At 56.9% G+C, this 18586-nt stretch carries 17 protein-coding genes; 10 read left to right on the top strand and 7 right to left on the bottom strand.

From position 1 onward, the window contains the following. Positions 1 to 41: 41 nt before the first annotated feature. The 4 genes from Q0K10_RS00445 to Q0K10_RS00430 are packed head-to-tail and all read right to left on the bottom strand — an operon-like array spanning position 42 to position 5126. Complete coding sequence (locus Q0K10_RS00445; protein WP_294501731.1) at positions 42 to 1313, bottom strand: ABC transporter permease; 1272 nt, start codon at positions 1311 to 1313, stop codon at positions 42 to 44. Then, positions 1310 to 2086 carry an ABC transporter ATP-binding protein gene (locus tag Q0K10_RS00440; RefSeq protein WP_294501728.1) on the bottom strand — a complete coding sequence of 259 codons (777 nt, stop codon included), beginning with the start codon at positions 2084 to 2086 and terminating at the stop codon, positions 1310 to 1312. Before Q0K10_RS00440 ends, Q0K10_RS00445 begins: the two co-directional genes overlap by 4 nt. Then, positions 2086 to 3609: an efflux RND transporter periplasmic adaptor subunit gene (locus tag Q0K10_RS00435; RefSeq protein WP_294501725.1), complete on the bottom strand. Its 1524-nt coding sequence runs from the start codon at positions 3607 to 3609 to the stop codon at positions 2086 to 2088. The genes Q0K10_RS00440 and Q0K10_RS00435 overlap by 1 nt, the downstream gene beginning before the upstream one ends. A 2-nt stretch (positions 3610 to 3611) precedes the next feature. Beyond that, a complete protein-coding gene (locus tag Q0K10_RS00430; protein WP_294501723.1) occupies positions 3612 to 5126 on the bottom strand; it encodes a type II secretion system protein GspD in 1515 nt (504 codons plus the stop codon). A 321-nt stretch (positions 5127 to 5447) separates the two neighbouring features. Between Q0K10_RS00430 and Q0K10_RS00425 the strand changes: the two genes are divergently transcribed. Together Q0K10_RS00425 and Q0K10_RS00420 are read left to right on the top strand one after the other, a co-directional pair. After that, complete coding sequence (locus Q0K10_RS00425) at positions 5448 to 7022, top strand: glycosyltransferase family 2 protein (protein WP_294501720.1); 1575 nt, start codon at positions 5448 to 5450, stop codon at positions 7020 to 7022. After that, positions 7019 to 7696, top strand: a complete 678-nt coding sequence (locus tag Q0K10_RS00420; RefSeq protein WP_294501717.1) for a type II secretion system protein — start codon at positions 7019 to 7021, stop codon at positions 7694 to 7696. The genes Q0K10_RS00425 and Q0K10_RS00420 overlap by 4 nt, the downstream gene beginning before the upstream one ends. 72 nt (positions 7697 to 7768) lie before the next feature. On the opposite strand, the gene Q0K10_RS00415 is transcribed toward Q0K10_RS00420, so the two are convergent. From Q0K10_RS00415 to Q0K10_RS00405, 3 genes are read right to left on the bottom strand one after another with little or no spacing between them, the layout of a single operon-like run. Further along, positions 7769 to 8653: an LD-carboxypeptidase gene (locus Q0K10_RS00415; RefSeq protein ID WP_294501714.1), complete on the bottom strand. Its 885-nt coding sequence runs from the start codon at positions 8651 to 8653 to the stop codon at positions 7769 to 7771. Between the two features lie 19 nt (positions 8654 to 8672). Further along, entirely contained in the window at positions 8673 to 9533 is an 861-nt protein-coding gene (locus Q0K10_RS00410; RefSeq protein WP_294501712.1) for a helix-turn-helix domain-containing protein, read from the bottom strand. A 56-nt stretch (positions 9534 to 9589) separates the two neighbouring features. Then, a complete protein-coding gene (locus Q0K10_RS00405) occupies positions 9590 to 10216 on the bottom strand; it encodes an FKBP-type peptidyl-prolyl cis-trans isomerase (RefSeq protein ID WP_294501709.1) in 627 nt (208 codons plus the stop codon). 121 nt (positions 10217 to 10337) lie between these two features. Between Q0K10_RS00405 and Q0K10_RS00400 the strand changes: the two genes are divergently transcribed. The 8 genes from Q0K10_RS00400 to Q0K10_RS00365 all read left to right on the top strand — a co-directional run bounded on the left by Q0K10_RS00400 (position 10338) and on the right by Q0K10_RS00365 (position 18575). Next, positions 10338 to 10553, top strand: coding sequence for a hypothetical protein (locus Q0K10_RS00400; RefSeq protein WP_294501706.1), 216 nt, complete (start codon positions 10338 to 10340; stop codon positions 10551 to 10553). Between the two features lie 2 nt (positions 10554 to 10555). Then, positions 10556 to 11299 carry a Tfp pilus assembly protein FimT/FimU gene (locus tag Q0K10_RS00395; RefSeq protein WP_294501703.1) on the top strand — a complete coding sequence of 248 codons (744 nt, stop codon included), beginning with the start codon at positions 10556 to 10558 and terminating at the stop codon, positions 11297 to 11299. Between the two features lie 18 nt (positions 11300 to 11317). Beyond that, positions 11318 to 12013, top strand: a complete 696-nt coding sequence (locus Q0K10_RS00390) for a hypothetical protein (RefSeq protein ID WP_294501700.1) — start codon at positions 11318 to 11320, stop codon at positions 12011 to 12013. Positions 12014 to 12033: 20 nt separating this feature from the next. After that, complete coding sequence (locus Q0K10_RS00385) at positions 12034 to 12936, top strand: hypothetical protein (protein WP_294501697.1); 903 nt, start codon at positions 12034 to 12036, stop codon at positions 12934 to 12936. A gap of 15 nt (positions 12937 to 12951) precedes the next feature. Beyond that, on the top strand, positions 12952 to 16260 hold the full coding sequence (locus tag Q0K10_RS00380) for a pilus assembly PilX N-terminal domain-containing protein (RefSeq protein ID WP_294501694.1): 3309 nt from the start codon (positions 12952 to 12954) through the stop codon (positions 16258 to 16260). A gap of 72 nt (positions 16261 to 16332) precedes the next feature. Then, positions 16333 to 17310 carry an RluA family pseudouridine synthase gene (locus Q0K10_RS00375; RefSeq protein WP_294501688.1) on the top strand — a complete coding sequence of 326 codons (978 nt, stop codon included), beginning with the start codon at positions 16333 to 16335 and terminating at the stop codon, positions 17308 to 17310. Between the two features lie 34 nt (positions 17311 to 17344). Further along, complete coding sequence (locus Q0K10_RS00370) at positions 17345 to 17818, top strand: hypothetical protein (RefSeq protein WP_294501685.1); 474 nt, start codon at positions 17345 to 17347, stop codon at positions 17816 to 17818. Between the two features lie 19 nt (positions 17819 to 17837). Continuing rightward, the gene (locus Q0K10_RS00365; RefSeq protein WP_294501683.1) at positions 17838 to 18575 is read left to right on the top strand and encodes a hypothetical protein; all 738 of its coding nucleotides are present in this window, start codon (positions 17838 to 17840) and stop codon (positions 18573 to 18575) included. Positions 18576 to 18586 lie beyond the last annotated feature (11 nt).

Below are 18586 nucleotides of genomic sequence, written 5' to 3'. Positions count from 1 at the left end.
GGAGAGATGCTCCCCGCCCGTCGTTTTTCCGGCGTCCGACCTTATTCCGCGCGCAGCACCGTGATCGGGTTCTGCTGGGCGGCCTTGTAGGCCGGATAGGTGCCGAAGATCACGCCCGTGATGCTCGAAATCGCCAGGGCGAGGATGATGCTCCACGCCGAATAAATCGTCGGCATCTGCGTGTAATAGGTGATCGTCGACCCGATTCCGACCCCGAGCAGAATGCCGAGGACGCCGCCGATCGAGGTCAGAAAGACCGTTTCGATCAGAAATTGCAGCAGGATGTCGGATTTCTGTGCTCCGAGTGCGCGGCGCGTACCGATCTCCTTGCGCCGTTCGTAGACACTCGCAAGCATGATGTTCATGATGCCGATCCCGCCGACCACGAGCGAAATTCCGGCGATCGACCCCATCACGATTGTGAAGATGTTCTGGGTCTGCTCCATCTGCTTGAGCAGTTCCAGTGGAACGACCATCCCCCAGTCCTTTGTTTCGGAGTGGGTTTTTTCGAGATACCCGGCGACGCGTTTGGAGGTGTTGTCGATGTAGCTCGTATCGTTCACCTTGATGAGGAAGAGGTCATATTCGATGCGGGTGATCTTGTAGTTCCGCCCCTCGCGGTAGAACGTGTAGTCCTTGCAGAGCGCGCGGGCGGTCGTCATCGGGATCAGGATCATGTCGTTCTGGCCGCCGATTTCCGGGTACTGCGTACCGTATTCGTTGTTGATGATGCCGATGATCCGGAACACCATGTCTTCGATCCGGATCGTGCTGCCGACGATGTCCGTGTTGCCGATCGAAAAGAGCTTTCGCTTCACATTTTTGCCGATCACGCAGACGTAGGCGTCGTTTTTGAAGTCGGCCGGGGTAAACCAGCGTCCCTTTTCCACCCGCGCAAGCGAATCGCCCAGAAACTCATAGTCGCATCCGACCAGCTTGAGGTCGGTTCGGTCGAGCCCCTTGAGCACTTTTTTCCGCGTGTCGAAAACTCCGGTGATGCGTTCGACGTTGTCCATTTTGAGGATGTTGTTCACATCACGGTAGTTGAGTCCATAGCGCTCCATGACGCTGGCGTTGTCTGAGCTTTCGCTGCGTCCGTCGATCGGGGGACGTTTCGAGAAGAGGATGATCTTGTCGACGCCCATCGCCTCGATCTGGGCCAGCGCCGAACGTTTGGCGCCCTCGGAGATCGCAAGCATCGCAATCACGCTGCCGACGCCGAAGATCACGCCGAGCGAGGTCAGAATCGACCGCACCTTGTGCAGCAGCAGATTGTGAAGCGAAAGTTTGAAGAGGTCGCGGACGAGCATCATTTCGCCACCTCCGCACCTTTCGCAGCCTTCTCCGCCGCCTGCCGTTCCTGTTCCCGGATCTCCCACTCGAAGAGGCGGTCGTCGATCCGTCCGTCGCGCAGCCGGATGATCGTGTCGTAATGCGGCCCGAGCGCCGGATTGTGGGTCACCATGACGATCGTCACACCCTGGCCGCGGTTCAGCTCATGGAAAAGGTTCATGATTTCATTGCTGGTTTTTTCGTCAAGGTTGCCGGTCGGTTCGTCCGCGAGGATGAAGGCGGGGTTGTTCGAGAGCGCCCGCGCGATTGCGATACGCTGGCACTCTCCGCCCGAGAGCTGTGTCGGCCGGTGTCCGAGACGGTGACCGAGCCCGACCCGCTTGGCGAGTTCCAGCGCCCGCTTGCGGCGAATCCGCCCCGGAATCCGGCCGTAGACCATCGGAACCTCGATGTTCTCCTCGACCGAAAGGTGCGGGAAGAGGTTGAAACTCTGGAAGATGAAGCCGATTTTCCGGTTCCGGATCGTCGCCTGGTCGACATCGGAGAGCTGGCTGACTTCGGTTTCTTCCAGAAAGTATTTGCCGCTGGTCGGGACATCGAGCATACCGAGAATGTTCAGGAGCGTCGACTTTCCGGAACCGGAGGTCCCGATGAAGCCGACAAACTCTCCGCGCTTGACTGTCGCATCGATCCCCTTGAGCACGGGAACCTGAAGTTCGCCGGTGATGTATGTCTTGCGAATGTCAATGAGGCGGACGATGTCGTTGCGGTCCGCCGCCGTGTTCGTCGCCATTATTTTGAGTCCTGCGTTTTCTGGTACGGCCGGTAGAGATAAACGACGTCTCCCTCTTCGAGTCCGCTCGGGATTTCCACGAAGTTGTCGTTCGATTCTCCGATCGTCACATCCACCTCTTTCGGCCCGGTCAGACTGCTGCGGTAGACGAAGAACCGGTCGTTGTCTTCGAACACCGCCTCGACCGGCACGAAGATCGTGTTCGGAATCGTCTTGGTCACAATGTTGATCTGAACGCTCATTCCGTTCACGAGTTTGGGCGACTGGTGATCGAGTTTGATCTTCGACTTGTAGATCTTCGGAGACGAGGCGTCCCAGTTCACAAGGTTGACCGGCAGCGTATCGATGTGCGAAATCGTTCCGCCGAACTTCTCCCCGGGCAGTGAATCCGGCGAGATGACCGCGCGGTCGCCGATGTTGATCTTCGAGCGGTACTGTTCCGGCAGATCGAAGTCGACCACGAGATTCGACATTTCCGGAATTGTGATGAGCACCTGCCCCTTGTTGATGTCGATGCCGGGCTTCACGTCGAGGTTGCCCCAGCGGCGGTCGGGATCCGCATAGATCACGACCCCGTCGACCGGGGCGCGCAGCTCCATCATGGTCATGTAGTTCTTGTAGCGGTTCAGCTGTTCGGTCGTGCGCCGGACGCGCCGCCGGTAGTTCTCGATCGATTTGTCGGCCTGAACGATTTTCGACTCGGTGGAGATCTTGACCTTGCGCAAATTCAGTTTCGCCTGTTCGTAGGCGTTGAAGAGGCGGGTCAGCTTGCTCGGATTGTCGTAGCGGCGGAACACCCGCAGATTGTCCTCCGCCGTGGTAAGGGCGTTCTCCTTCTCGTCGATCACGGCCTGCGCCTCTTTGAGCAGCTGCCGTTTCTTGTCCTCGGCATTTTCATCCTTGGAGACCTCGACTTCGCTGTCGCGCGTGGTGGCATAATCGTTCTTGGCGGTTTCGAGTGCCGCTTCCGCGTTGGAGATTGCGAGGTCGAGGCTGTCGCGCGTGCTGGAGCGCTCGAAGCGGCGGTATTTCCGCATGGCGTCATCGGCCTGGAGCAGGTTCTCTTCGGCGGCCTGGAGATCGGCCGCGTTCGTACTGATCTGGATCTTCTTCGATTCGATCGCCAGATCGAGCTCCTTCTTGAGGTTGTCGAGCTCGATTTCGAGGTTTTCGATCTGCTCCTTGAGTTCGTCGGTCTCGAACCGGGCCAGCAGATCGCCTGCCTTGACCTTGGTGTTCTCATCGATGACCCAGAGCAGTTTGGTGCGGTAGTTGGCCTGAAGAGAGAGTTTGTGCTTCTGACTGGCGTTCACATATCCGCCCTGGAGCAGACCGATGACGAGGTCGTCGCGGCGGACTTTGTAGGTCCGGTCCATATCCTCGGCGTCCTGGGCTTTTTTGGCTGCCTCGGCTCTTTTCGCCTGAAGTTTCGGACGGATGACGCCGAACCACACTCCGGACCCGATCCCGCAGAGCACCAGCAGGACGATCAGACATGTGAGTTTTTTCCGGCTGAGCTTCATGTTCATTCCTCTTCGGTTACGGCTTCCGCGGCCGGCTCGGGAGCCGCGTCCTTCTTTTCCACGTAGACCTTGACGGACGGTTTATCATCGATCAGCCCCGGTTCGTTCGAGGATTGTTTGTCGACTTCCGACCCGCTGGCCGTGGTGGACTCCGTCGCGGCGTCCAGGGAGATGGGGCTGCTCTTGAACTCCTTGCGTTTCTTCTCCTCCGCGCCGGGCAGGGCCCCGACGACTTCATCGCGGAATCGCTTGAGCGAGCGTTCCCGTGTCGGGAAACTGTCTGCATTGGTGACGACTTCGCCGAGTTTTTCACTGACTTTGGCGTTCGTGTCGAAATTGTAGTAGATCCCGTTGGCGACCTGTTGATCGGGCTGAATGATGTGAATCTTCAGGAAGAAGATCAGCTGCGTGACCTCCTTGGACTCGTTCTTGCCGGTGAAGAGTTCGCCGATATACGGCAGATCCGAGAGGAACGGCACGCGCTCCTGCTGGAGCGTGGTGCGGTTGCTGTAAAGGCCGCCCATCATCACGACCTGCTTGTCCTGCATGCGGATGTAGCTTTCGACGCTGCGCGCGGAGATGACCGGCACGGAGTAGTTCGCGCCGCCGCTGGAGATGTTCTCGTAGCGCTGGACGTTCGAGACCTTCGGGTAGACGCGGAGGGTCACGTTGTCGCGGTTGATCATGCTCGGCTCGACTTCGAGCGTCACGCCGACCTCCTTGAAGCTCGTGCTCATCTGAATGCTTGTTCCGGTGTTGGTCGCCTCCTGGATCGGGATCTCCTCACCGGTGACGATCCGGCTGGCCTCGTTGCGGGAGATGAGGATGTTCGGACTGGAGAGCACGGTCGCGTCCTCGGCGGTTTCGAGCCACTGGAATGCGATGTTCATCGAGTCCTTTCCCGCATAAGGCGTGAAGTTGCCGGTGGCACCCGAGGTCGTGGAGGTGGTGTTTCCCGGGACCTGGGTCTGGGCGCCGGCCTGGTAGCGGTTCCCCTGAAACATGAGCGAAAGGTTGCGCTGCATGCCGTCGCTGAACATGACTTCCACAACCTTGGCTTCGATCAGGATTTGCGGAGAAGGGAGGTCCATCGCCTCAAGAGTCGCCTGATAGCTTTTGATCTCATCGGTCGGAGCGTTGATGATGAGTTCGTTCTGCTCTTCGAGCGGTTCGACGTAGGCGGAACCGGTCATGATGCCGTCGATCGCTCTGTACATCGGCTTGGCCGAGGTGAATCGCGGCCGGAAAATCAGGGTGGAACGGCCGTTTGCTCCTTCGATGATTTTGCTGTACGGAGGCTGGATCTGCTGATTGGTGTGCTGGACGACTGATACGGACTCGTCGTTGTTGAAGAGTTCGGTAAGTTCTTCGATGACGGAGCGGACATTCTGCTTTCCGCGCGCATAGTCTTCTTCTGTCCGGATGATGGGTTCATTCTCCTCCTCCGCTGCCGCCGCCTGGGCGGAGAGCGCGGTCAGAGCCATCACCGAGCCGCAAACGGCGGCTGTCTTCCACAATCGAGTTTGTCCGAAACGCATTTTACTCTGGAACCTTCCCTTCGCTGTTTTATTTGCAAAAAAAACGGAATATCATGAATGACGGGCGGAATCCGGAATGCTTCTGTCATGCCTTTTTCCACGTTCGTTAAAAAAATTATACCAACATTGCATAATTGCAAGTTATTTTTCAGATATTTTTGTCTTTTTTCGTTCCTGTACCTTGTATTAGCATAGTTGTTAAGCGAATGTTGAAAATCAAGGCTTCCGAAAAAAAATGTGAAAAAAAATCATAAAAAGAACTTTACTTTCCCTGAAAACGTGATATCTTCAATCATTGTCATGAAGTATTTTCCGGAACAACTTGATCCTGTCACCCGGGCGTTTGTCGAAACGCACCCGGGAGGCTCGGCCATTGAGGTGTCGAGCCGCTGGCAGCAGCTCCGTTATTTCCTGATCGCGGTGGGATTGCTCCTGCTGCTGAAGTTCCGCTGGGACTACTTTTTGTTTTTCGTGACGGCGTTTCTGATGTTCTGGTATGCGGCCGCGGTGATTTTCCGGGGCGGTGCGGCGGTTCTTTCGTGGTTCGGGCGCGGAGAGGAGATCGTCACGGACGAGGAGGCTGCAGCCGTGACGGAGGAGGAACTGCCGGTCTACACGGTGTTCCTGCCGCTCTACCACGAGGCGAATATCGCTGCGAAAATCGTGCACAACATCGGTAAACTCGACTACCCGAAGGAGAAGCTCGAAGTCATGCTGCTTCTGGAAGCCGATGACGATGAAACCCGTCTCGCACTGGAGAACACCGATCTGCCGCCGTACTGCCGCGTGCTGACGATCCCCGATCTGCCGCCGAAGACCAAGCCGCGCGCATGCAACTTCGGGCTTGCGCAGGCGCGCGGCGAATTCTGCGTGATCTACGACGCCGAGGACGCGCCGGAGCCGGATCAGCTCCGGAAGGCGTATGTCGTTTTCCGTCGCGATCCGGAAAAAAAGGTGCTCTGCGTCCAGGGCAAACTCAATTACTTCAACAGCCGTTACAATTTGCTTACACGGCTTTTCACGGTCGAGTACTCGACCTACTTTGATCTGACGCTGCCGGGATATCAGCTGTTTCGCCTGCCGCTGCCGCTCGGGGGGACGAGCAACCACTTCCGCACGGAGATTTTGCGCGGGATCGGCGGCTGGGATCCGTTTAATGTGACGGAGGACTGCGACCTTGGACTGCGGATTTACGAGTACGGTTACAAAACGAAACTTGTCAACTCCACCACATATGAGGAGGCGAATTCCCAGCTTGGAAACTGGATGCGTCAGCGTTCCCGCTGGGTGAAGGGGTTTGTGCAGACCCATCTGGTTCATTACCGCAATCCGTTCCGGACGGTGAGACGGCTCGGGTTGTACGGGGCGTTCGGCGGGTTTCTCGCGGTCGGCGGCAGTGCGATGATGATGCTGACGAACCTGATTTTCTGGGTGGTTCTGCTGTTGTACGGCACTCTGCTGCTGCACGGGGTTTGTTCGGGTGTGTCGGTGTTCGACCTGATCGTCGGACCGCAGCAGACGGGCGGTTATGACGGGGTGCGGATCGGCGGGATTGTATTGCGTGCATGGCCGCTGGTCTACTACGGGACGGGGGAGGATCCGTTCTGGTCGATTTTTTCCCAGATTTTTTTCCTGGGATCCTTGATCATGTTCTTTGCGAATTTTATATTCATCGGTATCGGGGTTGCCGCGTGCATCAAACGGAAATACTATCGGCTGATCCCGGCCGCGCTGCTGATGCCGTTTTACTGGCTGCTGATTTCGCTGGCGGCGTGGAAGGGATTCGTTCAGATTTTCACAAAGCCGTTTTACTGGGAGAAGACCAGGCATGGATTAACCGAATACACCGACTCATGTAAGGAGGAAACCGCATGAAAAAGCAATCCTTTACCCTCATCGAGCTGCTCGTCGTGATTGCGATCATCGCAATCCTGGCGGGGATGCTGCTGCCGGCGCTGAACCAGGCGCGGGAGCGGGCGAAAACCACGACCTGTCTGAACCAGTTGAAACAACTGAGCCTTGCGTGCGATATGTATCGCAACGACTACCGCGACCGGATGCCGCCGTGGATCTCCACGCTTTATCCGAACTACATGAGCTCTCTGGATACCTACCACTGCCCGAAGGACGGCAACGATCCCGACACGGACCCGGCCTATTGGAACCAGCGCGGTCTGATCGATTCCGAGTACAGCGAAGCGTACGATGTTCCCGGCAAAAACGGTTCCTACAACAATCCGACCAATGATGATGTCGAGAAGATCAGCTATTTCTATGAATTTTCCGAATCTCCCTGCACGTTTGCAACCCAGGTCGGAGAGACCGGGAGCATGACCTGGAATGAGTACAAGAGCCGGAACGTCAAGCACGACGTCTGCAAGGAAGAGGGACCGTACAAGGATCAGAGATACTCTTCCTTCCTGAGCTATTTTCCGGTGATTCGCTGCCTCTGGCACCCGAAAACCGGCAGTACGGAACCGGTTCTGAACGTCTCCTACAACGGCAACACCTTCAACAGCAAACTGAAATGGGAGGACGGAACCTGGTGAGCGCTGGTGCTTTCTGAATCGAAAACGTCCCGTTTGCCCGACAGAGGGCGCGGGACTTTTTTTTGCGAATGGTCAGAGCACGCGCACCCGGGTGTGTTCGATGGCGATTGCACGGTGAAAATCGATCGTTGCGATGGGCAGCGTGTGGCCGAAGGGGAAGTTGGCGAGAACAGGACCGTTCACGCATTCCGCGCTCCGGCGCAGGAGGGTGTGAAGTTCCGGCTGCAATGCACAGTCGGAGAACTGCCCGAAGAGTACTCCGGCGCACCGTTCGAAGATTCCGTTCTGTTCGAGCATGGTCAACGAACGGTCGAGTTTGTAGAGCGGTTCATTCAGATCTTCGAGGATCAGGATTCTGCCGGAGACGTCGGGCAGGTACGGGGTTCCGCACAGCGTTGCCGCGACAGTGAGATTGCCGACCAGCGGGAGTCCCGAGGCGGTTCCAGGTTTGAGCGGCAGATATCCGCCGTATTCCGGGGCGGGATTGATCTCATAGGGTTCCGCGTCGAACGCGAGGCGATTGTAACGCGCGGTATAGGCGGAGGCGGCTGATTCCGCGAGTTTGCCGAGCATCGGTCCGGCGATCGGCCGCCCGGCGCCGAAGCGTTCCATCGCCCAGTGGAGTGCTGTGATGTCGCTGAATCCGGCCAGCGGGATTTCGGGTCTGGTTTTGAGCGCCTGCCAGTCGAGCAGCGGCAGCAGGTGGGCGGAACCGAAGCCGCCGCGGACGGCAAGCAGCAGATCGATTTCCGGATCGAACCAGAGGCTTGAGAGATCTTCTGCTCGCTCTTCGGCTCCGGCAGAGAGGTAGTCGGCCGGGGAGGGGCCGTTGACGTGGCCGCCGAATTTCAGTTGTTTCCCGAACGCCCGCAGGAAAGCGATGCCGGTGTCGAACTTGTCGGGCTTGAGTTTTCCTGCGGGGGCGATGATTCCGATGTTGTGGAATTTGTCGTACATGCTGGGATGGCTCCTCTGGTCAGGCGTCGCAGTTCCGACGGTAATCGCGCGGAGTGCGGCCGTTGCGTTTTTTGAACACGCGTGAAAAGTAGTTGCTGTCGGGGAAACCGCATTCCGCGGCGACGTTTGCGATGGTCAGCTCCGGATTTTCCCGCAGCAGGAGCTCCGCTCTGGAGAGGCGGAGATCGTTGAGATAGCAGAGGGGAGATTTGCCGACGGCGCGGCGGAATGCGCGGTTCAGTGTGGCGGGGGACATGGCCGCCCGTTCGGACAGCTCCTGAACGGAGAGCTGTTCGCGGAAATTCCGTTCCAGAAAACTCACCACTTCGCTCAGGCGGAAAAGTTCATCGTTTTCGCGATAGAGGGCCGAGCTGCTGCAGATGCGCGAGATTCGTTCGATCAGTCGCATGAGGAGGGCGACTGCGCGGAAATCGTGTCCGGGCTCCGTGGATTGGAGTTCGGCGCGCATACGCTCGACGATGAGCGAGAATTCGTCGAGCAACGTTTTGCCGAGCCGGAAGTGTTTGCGAAAACCGAATTGCCTTCGGAGTTCCGGTTCGAGCTCGAAGAAGGCGCGGAATCCGGGTTCGTCCGGGAGATCGAAGAGCGGCAGGCCGAGCTTCTCCGGAAAATAGAGAATGTTGTAGAGTGCGAAGTCGTTTTCCACCGCGTAGCCGTGCGGATTGCCGGGTTTGATGAGGAAAATGTCGCCGGCGGAGAGCGTATAGGACTCCGCCGGAGTGATATGGCGACCTTCCCCGGCGACGACGAGCACAAGCTCATGAAATTCGTGTGCGTGAAGCCCGATGGTGTTCTGGTGATCGAGCTTCAGGACTTTGAGCGGAATGGCGCCCGGCGAAAAGTGACTTGGGGAGTTCATCGTGTCCCGATTCCGGGGCGGGGGAGGACGCTCCGCCCGCCCTGCAGAGGGTTGGTTCAGCCGACGATATCGAGCAGCTCCACTTCGAAGATGAGCGCGGCGTTCGGCGGAATCGCCTCGCCTGCGCCGCGTGCTCCGTAGGCGATGGCGGCCGGGATGTAGAGTTTGTACTTGCTGCCGACGGGCATGAGCTGAAGCGCCTCGGTCCATCCGGCGATGACCTGGTTGACGCCGAATTCTGCGGGTTCGCCGCGGTCGACGGAGCTGTCGAACTTGGTGCCGTCGAGGAGCGTTCCCGTGTAGTGGACACGGACGACGGAGGAGGCGGTGGGTTTGGCGCCGGAACCCTGTTTGAGGACTTCATACTGAAGGCCGCTCGGAGTGACGGTGATTCCGGGGCGTTTGGCGTTTTCCGCCATGAAGTTCTTTTCCGCGAGGGCGTTGGCGGCGGCGGCCTGTTCCATCTGGCGGCGTCCGGCCTCTTGAATCTGCTGCTGGAGGAGCTGCATGGCGCTGACGTATTCCTGACGCGAGAGCCGGGGGGTTCCGGCGATGGAATCGCGGAGTCCTTCGACTGCGGCGTCGAGGTTGAGTCCGACGGGGTTGCTGTTGAGATATTCGCCGAGATTCATGCCCATGGCATAGCTCATCTTGTCGATCTGGTTGGCAAACGGTTCGCTCATGATGCTCCTTGCACTGTTTGATATTGGAAACTTGAGAATGAGATACAGTACCGCGGCGAGAGCGGCTTTTCAAGTTGTTTTGCGGGAAAAAGCATGGTTTTTGCCGATTTGAGGGGGAAAGATGGCCATCCGTCACTTTTCCGTCATTTCGCCTCATGAGGGGAGCGCCAAAAAACGGATAAGTGACGGATGTTTTTTGAAAAAAGTTGCGGCGAATCGATTGAAAAATGGAATTCCTGCTCTTATAGTAGAGTTGATGGAAAAAGGAAATTTCTTCCGGAATGGAATGAAGTGGGTTTGGATTGGAATGAAAATTTGGCTCAAACAGGGGTTATGAAAGTGAAAAACCGTCGAAGATTCACGCTCATAGAGCTGTTGGTGGTGATGCTGCTGATGGGATTGATCATGTCTCTGATGCTGCCCGCCTTCAACCGGATGATCCGGGGGAACCGGGTCGATCAGCTGGCTTCGGGGCTGAAGCTCGGGCTGGAGCAGGCGCAGTCGCACGCGGCCCGGGCCCGTCGCCATGTGGCACTGGTCCTGCCGAACGACCGGAGCCAGTGGGAAGAAGGTTCGTTGAGCCTGGTTCAGCCGTTCAGTCACGGCGGATTCCGTCTTGCATATGTGGAGCCTTCCGGGTCTGATTGGAGATTTGTCCGCTGGGTGCAGGGGCAGGAGTGGAAGAATGCACCGGATGGTGCGATGCTTGTGCGCGTGATGGGAAAAAGCGATGACGAGGACGATTTCAACGAATTCGGTGCCGGGGATGGCGTTACGGATGTTGCGACAGGTCTGGAGTCCCGAGATGAGTTTGAACCTCTCAAGAATCTGAGAGAACTGAGGCGGGAGAGTACGGGTTCTACTTCCGCCACATCGGATGTGGATCGCTGCCTTGTGGTCTTTTCCCCCTACGGCGGGCTGGTCGGAGATCAGGATTTGCGGCTGGTGATTGCCGAGGCGGTGCCGTCCGGGACGGAAATTGAATATCCGGTGAAGGACAGCAGCGGCAATCCGGTCAACTGGAAGATGCTTTCGATCAATAAATTCACCGGCCGGGTCGAGTATTATCCGCTTCCGGAGTGATGAAAGGGATTCGATGAAATGAAAAAGCGATTGGTCAAACACTATTTCAATATGGTCGAAATCGCCCTTGCGCTTGCGGTTCTGGCGATCGGGCTTTCGAGCATTCTCGTGCTGTTCCCGGTCGGGATCAACGCGAACAAGTCGGCGATTGCGGACAACAACCTTGCGGACATCGGCGAATACCTGATGGGCTATCTCCGGGCAGGCTGCTTCGCCGAATGGGCGAAGATCGCAAGGGATCGGGAGGAGACGATTGAAGCAGGAGGAACTCCCGGACCTCTCTCTGAATCGGATTTTTTCTTTTCCGGGCAGATCCCGACCGGTTATAACAATGTCTCCAGTATCGGAACAGACGCGATTGAGCTCAGTGACTACGAAGGCAGTACGGGGAGAATTACAGAGAATTTGTATCAGCTCTCCGGAAGTCAGAACAGCGGATTTCTTTACAAGCAGATGAGCGGGGATATCGTCGACTTCGCCGCGGTTGTGCGGGTGTGGCGGGAGCCGTATTCGTTTTTCGCCCTGAATGCTTCCAACAACGAATATTCTCCGGTGACGGTGAATCCCGGTACCTACGGCGATGACTCCGTCAATTTGTATGCAACGGTTCTCTGCATTGAAATCAGCTGGCCTGCACAGGCTCCCGATGCACAGCGGGAGAGACGGCTGTTCCGGCAGGAGATCTTCAATGAAGCTTTCCGGTGGGCGGAATGATGAGAAAACGGGAGTTTGATATGAAAAAGAAAGCTATCAATACGGCAAAACACCGGTTCACGCTGGTGGAACTCCTGGTTTCCATGGGAGTTCTTGTGGTGATTCTGGGATTCATCCTGCAATTTTTCATCGGTTCGCAGCGGCTCTGGCAGTCGATGGAACAGCGGAACAATCTCTATGCGGATGCGCGGGTCGCAATGGATCTCATGACGACCATGCTGCAGAACTCCTTTTACAGCGAGGGGGGAATTCCGTTCCGGATCGACCGGAGCGAGAATTATCGGCACAAGATCTACTTTGCGACGCAGACCATGCAGAATTTGCCCGGCGGCAAGCTGAAATACGTTTCGTTCCAGCTCGGCAATCGAGAACCGGACAGTTCCATCACGTCCGAAACAGCAACCTCCGGAGAGTGGGACGAACTGAAACTAGCCGTATTCTGCGACCAGGAGGCGGACGAGTTTTCCAAATATTTTCCGCCCTACGGACTCGAAGGGGCGGCGAATCTCACAGAGGCACGCAACGGCGTCATTTCCAAACTGGACGGGCAGCTTCGGAATTCAACCCGGGATCCGGATGTGAGCGAACCATATGGTTCCGTTCTGGTTCGCCATGTGACTTCCTTTGAAATAGTTCCTTATGCTCTCGATATTGATGACACAGACACCAGCCAGTGGCTTGATCCTGTTACCGAGACGCAGTATGATGAGTTCCCGTATATGGTGGTATTGAAACTGACCATGCTCTCCCCCGCGGATTTCAAGATCTGGATGGAAATGAAGGATACTTACGACGATGACGGCAATCCCGGAGAGATCAGTTCGAGCGACAACGCCCGTGTCCAGTTCCGGAAAACCCACGCATATACATTTGCACGAACGGTTTTCATCGGGGAACAGTCCCGCATGAACATCAATGACTAACAGGATATACCGGCCATGAAGAAAAGATGTATGAACAAACGGAATCAGCGGGGAGTAGCCCTGCTGTTTGCACTCGGGGTTCTCTCGCTGCTGCTTGTCATGGGACTGGCGTTTGTGGCGAATTCGCTGCTTGCGCAGAAGATTGCGAGCAACAACAGCAGCCGCAGTCAGGCGAAGATGCTTGCGCAATCCGCGATCAGCCGCATGGCGATCTCCCTGATGTATTATCAGTACAAGGCAGCTCATCCCCCTACCGGCGCGTCATATACCGGGTTTATCCCGGAAAATTACATGGATGTGCGCAGCCATTACGATCTTCCTGTCGGCAGCAGTTCCCCGAATACTGCCGATGCTGCCGCAACGGACGGGTTGCGCGATTCCGATTCCAAGCTGATTCCCGGCACCTGGCTGACCAATTACGATCTTGAGAATGATCTTCGAGGAGAGTGGTCCTACATCACCGCGAGGGATGACAGCGATGATGATAAAATCATCGGTCGAATTGCCTATCAGTTGATTCCCACGACCACCACGGCGCAGATCAATCTTGATCACAATTTGCGCGGCGTGTATGAGCAGGACGATCCTAAACCAATACGGATCCCGTGGCAGACCCGGATCGGTACGGACATCAATGAGCTCAATCTTAACGAAACCGAGGTTTTCAGTAATTGGGAGACCACGCACGCGCCTGAGAACGAGGAGGATATGGAAGCCTCGACGTTCGATGCTTTTTTCACTGCCTACAAAGACACTCTCTTTGCGACAGACAAGGAGACCAAGGAAGCATGGGTCAAGCACTGGTTCATCGACGGCACGGTCGCCGCGGATCCCGAGTATTATCTTTTCAATCCGTCCGGACAGTCGTCGCAGTACTATCACCGTTTCAACCTCGGTGAAATCGATGACGAAGACGGGACGCCGGCAGATGAATGGTATGACCGTTTCGATGGACTTTCCACTGCGGGGAAGAACTCCAAAGAGGCGGTCGAGGCGCTTGCCGCCGACAGCGAAGAGTTTAAAATCACTGATCAGCTTACTCCAACGGGAGTCGGGCTGCCGTTCCTGAAATCGATCGGGGAATCCGCCGGCACGTTTGACTCCGTGCGGGATCGCCGTCGGCAGATTACTGCAAATTTGAATGACTACTGCGACGAGGATTCGATTCCGACCTCCGACGTGCCCGCAGAGGAGTGGGTGGACGGTCTTGCCGCGGATTCTTCGATCGATACCGCTTGGCCCCGGTATACGGGCAATGAGAAGACTCCGTACATCAACGAGTTCGCATTCGGATTCAACATCAATCCCTCGGTGGAGAATTCCAGTCTCCCGACGATGAAGATCAAGGCCGACGTGAAAGCTGAACTCGCGGCCGAACTCATCAGCATGTACGAGAAAACCCCGGAAAACACATATACGCTGTACATGGGGCTGCCCGCCTCGGAGTTTACATTGACTCTTGCGATGAAAGCCGAGATCGAGGTCAAGGAAACGGATACTTCCGAGCCGACGACGATCACGGTGGAAAAGGAGGTTCCGCTCAAGTTCGCTCCCGAATCCGAAACGGGCTCCGCCCTCGATGTTCGGAAGATGGAGTTTCAGTCCTCGCTCTGGAAGGACGGGTACGCTCTGAACCATCTGGAACTTCAGTTGAAGGAGGATGGATCCGACTCCGCCGCGGCCGGCGAGGCGGTTCTCGACTGCAGCAAGGAGGGAATCTCCCCCACTGCTGTTTTGGTAACTCTCAAGAAAGTCCGGTTTGCAATCAAATCGTTCACGTTCAAGGTGCATGGGATCGCTCTCACCCGGGAGCAGACAGTCGATGGAGCTACGTCTGAGTACGGTGTTGATTTCGTGCGCTGGAATGAGTCCTTCTCCGCGCCGGAGCTTGTGCTTTTCTCCGATCTGGCAAAGTATGACGTCTCTACGGGATTCAACGAGGCGACTTCCGGAACGTTCTCCGTGACGGATGATAAACTCAAGAAGGTCTATCTCGCCGGCATGCAGGCGCGTGATCCGCGCCAGAATCTGAATGTCAAGCAGAATCTTTCGAGCGATGCGGATTATGATGCGGACAAGAGCGACTGGCGGACTTTCAGTGACATCAAGTGGGTTGAATACGACAGTTCGATCGCAGGCGATAATCACTATGATGACGGCGTGCTGTCGATGAAGGTTGACTTTGCTGCCGGTACGATCGCCGATTCCTTCGAAAACGGACTGGTGAACAAGGATGTCTCGAATCCTTCCAACAGAGAGAAAGATGCCGATGGTGTTGTGGTCGGAGACTATGAGACGGAAACCGATCCGGCCTGGCGTACCGAAGCCGGTGCTGCCGAGGGGGATCCGGAGACGGAGCATCACCTTTCGACCGCCTACATCCGGAATGCGCCGATGAAGTCGCTGTGGGAGCTCGGCGTGATTCACCGTGCGAAGGCGTGGCAGACGATCAACCTGAAATCCGCCATGCGCCCCGGAACGGATGATAAGCCGATCCGGAATGAGGATATACGTCAGCCCGGAGAAGGAGACACCTCCTGGGATGGGGACGGGACTTCCTTTGTCGGCGGTGACGGAGGATTGCTGGAACAGGTCAAGATCACGGATAAGGCGTATTGCTACGGCAAGCTCAACGTGAATATGTTTTCGAGTGATACATCCCTGAATCCGGATTATACGACCAGGGATGACGAGATGGGGCGTGCGCTCTTCTACAATATTCGCCGCGGACAGTCGATCGGCGATCTCATGGTCGCGGATACGGACAGCTTCCCGGAAACCGGCACTCCGATTGACTGGGCCGCCACCGGAAATGTCGTGAATCCTTTGAAAGAGGCGGTTGCTCAATTCCGTGCCGCTTACCCGGAGTATGACGACGCCTTCGAAAGTCGCGCTCAGTTCCTCGCGTGGGAGACGGATGACGGCAAATCTCTTGCGAACGGCTTCGGGATCATCTCCGATGCGGAGTACGATGCCCTCCTTGATGCGCAGCGCGAGGAGATCGTCGGGAAGACGATCAATCTCATCAAAGGAAACAACAGCGTTTCGAACATGATCCGGTTCATCGTGGTCGCCCAGACGATCCGGGATAACACGGGAACCGTCGCACGCATCCGGTACGATGGCACTGTTGACGCGAAGACGGATTGTGAATACGGACAGTTTGATCTTGCGGTGGATAACACTTGTCCGGCGGATTTTACGGACAATGAAAAGTTCCTCTACTTCGATGAGATCACCGGAGAAGTCAAGCTGCTTGTGACGATGGAGAACAACCCCAATACCGGGCAGATCATCGTCCGCCAGGTCGAATATATCGAATAACGGTGGAATTTTCTCCGAGGGCGGGGGAGGCGGCTCCTCCGCCTTTTTCCGTTATGGAAAGGAGTGAAAAACGTGAAAAATCAATTTGAGGATCTGACGCGGCGGGTGATCCGCAGCTCGATCGACTGGAGCGGAGTCGGGCTGCGGCTCGACGACTATCTGGCCGCGCGTTTCACGTACCGGTGTCTCGACGAGTGGCGGGACCGGATCGTCCGCGGCGAGATCATGGTCAACGACGCGCCCGCGCTTCCGGAGCAGATTCTGGCGCTGCACGACAAGCTTGAGTATTTTCCCGGAGATCTTCCGGAGCCGGAGGCGGACCTTTCCTTCCGCGTCGCCTACGAGGATGAGGAGCTTCTGATTGTGGATAAGCCCGGCAACCTCTGCGTGCACCCTTCCGGCCCCTTTTTCCGACACACGCTCTGGCATCTGCTCTGCTCGAAATATGGGCGGATACACCTTGTGAACCGACTTGACCGCGAGACTTCGGGGCTGCTGATCGCGACGAAGAATCCGAAGGCCGCCGCGAAGCTCGGCAAACCGTCGTGGCCGATCCGGAAGGAGTACCTTGCGCTGGTGTTCGGACGTTTTTCCGAACGGGTCGAGGCTTACGGTTTTCTCGTGCGGGACACGTCAAGCGCCGTGCGCAAGAAACGTCGGTTCGTCTTCGGCGTCCGCCCGCCGGAGGGGGCGATCGAGATCGAGTCGGCGAGGACTGTGCTGATTCCGGAGTTGTGCGGGGCAAAAGGCTCTCTCGTTCGCGCGGTTCCGGAAACGGGGCGGCTGCATCAGATTCGCGCGACGCTTTTTTCGCTCGGCTATCCGCTTTTCGGCGACAAACTTTACGGGCCGGATGATTCGATTTATCTGAAAATCCGTTCCGGAGAGATCACGCCGGAGGATCGTGCGAAGCTGATCGTGTCGCGCCAGGCGCTTCATTCTGCACTTCTTGAGGTGCGTCATCCGACCACGAATGAGCTCATTCGAGTTGAATCTCCGCTTCCGGAGGAGCTGGCCGCTTGCATTCCGGAAAAAATCGGCTTATATTAAGGTATCCTTTAAACTCAAGAGAGGAGGGCGTGAAATGAAAAAACAATTTCTGACCATGGCGGTTCTCGCGCTTCTGGCGCTCGGGGTGTCGGCCGCCGAACCGGCAGCCGCTCCGGTGCCGGCGGGGATGCCGCAATCCTACCCGTGGACCTTCATCAATTTGCAGTTCTTCCCAGAGGCGCCGTCGGATGCGGGCGTCACGGAGACATACGGCGTAAAGGTCGGTGCTCCGATCTCCGCGGGAGAGGCTCCGGTGAACGGCGTTGAGGCGTCGGTTCTCTGGGCCGGCAGCGACGAGGTGAACGGGCTTCAGTGCAGCCTCATCACCTGTCAGGCGGAAGAGGTCACGGGCATTCAGTTTTCGCTGGTCAACATGTCTGTGAAGGTGTGCGGATTGCAGCTTGGAATCGTGAATTTCGCGGACGACGAAACCTTCCAGATCGGGTTGCTGAACTTCGTTGAAAACGGGCCGGTGTTCTGTCTGCCGATTGTGAATTTCAATTTCTGAAGAGTTGCCGGAGGAGGGAATGATGAAAAAGTTTCTGGTCTTTTCGCTGATGTTCGGCTGCCTGGCCGGAGTGTTTGCCGCTGATACGGCCGCGGTTCCTGAACCGAAGGTGCAGACGGGTTCCGTGAAATGCAACGATCTCGATGTGCCGCAGCCGCTGGATAAGTGGACGTTTCTGCAGATCGTCTTTCTGCCGAATATCCCGAATTCGACGTGGAATTCAAATGTGTACGGGCTCAAGACCGGCTGGGTTGCCTCGGGCGGCATCGGCAGGGTGTTCGGGCTTGAGGTGTCGTGGGTCTATTCCGGTACCGACACGATCAACGGCGGGCAGGCGAGCTGGGTTGCGGTGAAGAGCCGGGATCTGAACGGACTTCAGGCCGCGTTTGTGACGACGTTGAACACCGGTTCGCTGAACGGACTTCAGGCGACCGGTCCCTATGCGCTCGCGGGTGATGTGCAGGGTGCGCAGTTCGCGTTCATCTCGCAGGCGAAGAACTTCACGGGCATCCAGGGCGGGCTTGCGCTGGCGCTGTCGAAAGGGTTCACGGGGTTCCAGGCCGGGGCGGTCAGCATTGCGGACGGCCCGTTCACCGGTGTGCAGTGCGGATTTGTGAACAAGGCCGGTGAGAACGGCGGCGCGCTGCAGCTCGGGCTGCTGAATATGACGAACGGCAAAGGGGTGCAGTTCGGCGCGATCAACTACAACAAGGATGCCTGGATTCCGGTATTCCCGATTCTGAACTTCAGTTTCTGAGCAACCGATTC

It is taken from the genome of uncultured Victivallis sp. (assembly GCF_944391105.1).
Lineage (GTDB): Bacteria > Verrucomicrobiota > Lentisphaeria > Victivallales > Victivallaceae > Victivallis.
This window is presented reverse-complemented; position numbering and strand designations above follow the sequence as displayed.

What these genes read in the sequence shown, in the direction of transcription:
- Q0K10_RS00420 (WP_294501717.1), top strand. Translation starts at nt 7,019, where the DNA reads ATGAAAAAGCAATCCTTTACCCTCATCGAGCTGCTCGTCGTGATTGCG.
- Q0K10_RS00385 (WP_294501697.1), top strand. Translation starts at nt 12,034, where the DNA reads ATGAAAAAGAAAGCTATCAATACGGCAAAACACCGGTTCACGCTGGTG.
- Q0K10_RS00405 (WP_294501709.1), bottom strand. Translation starts at nt 10,216, where the DNA reads ATGAGCGAACCGTTTGCCAACCAGATCGACAAGATGAGCTATGCCATG.
- Q0K10_RS00425 (WP_294501720.1), top strand. Translation starts at nt 5,448, where the DNA reads ATGAAGTATTTTCCGGAACAACTTGATCCTGTCACCCGGGCGTTTGTC.
- Q0K10_RS00415 (WP_294501714.1), bottom strand. Translation starts at nt 8,653, where the DNA reads ATGTACGACAAATTCCACAACATCGGAATCATCGCCCCCGCAGGAAAA.
- Q0K10_RS00440 (WP_294501728.1), bottom strand. Translation starts at nt 2,086, where the DNA reads ATGGCGACGAACACGGCGGCGGACCGCAACGACATCGTCCGCCTCATT.
- Q0K10_RS00410 (WP_294501712.1), bottom strand. Translation starts at nt 9,533, where the DNA reads ATGAACTCCCCAAGTCACTTTTCGCCGGGCGCCATTCCGCTCAAAGTC.
- Q0K10_RS00370 (WP_294501685.1), top strand. Translation starts at nt 17,345, where the DNA reads ATGAAAAAACAATTTCTGACCATGGCGGTTCTCGCGCTTCTGGCGCTC.
- Q0K10_RS00380 (WP_294501694.1), top strand. Translation starts at nt 12,952, where the DNA reads ATGAAGAAAAGATGTATGAACAAACGGAATCAGCGGGGAGTAGCCCTG.
- Q0K10_RS00365 (WP_294501683.1), top strand. Translation starts at nt 17,838, where the DNA reads ATGATGAAAAAGTTTCTGGTCTTTTCGCTGATGTTCGGCTGCCTGGCC.
- Q0K10_RS00400 (WP_294501706.1), top strand. Translation starts at nt 10,338, where the DNA reads ATGGCCATCCGTCACTTTTCCGTCATTTCGCCTCATGAGGGGAGCGCC.
- Q0K10_RS00445 (WP_294501731.1), bottom strand. Translation starts at nt 1,313, where the DNA reads ATGATGCTCGTCCGCGACCTCTTCAAACTTTCGCTTCACAATCTGCTG.
- Q0K10_RS00390 (WP_294501700.1), top strand. Translation starts at nt 11,318, where the DNA reads ATGAAAAAGCGATTGGTCAAACACTATTTCAATATGGTCGAAATCGCC.
- Q0K10_RS00435 (WP_294501725.1), bottom strand. Translation starts at nt 3,609, where the DNA reads ATGAAGCTCAGCCGGAAAAAACTCACATGTCTGATCGTCCTGCTGGTG.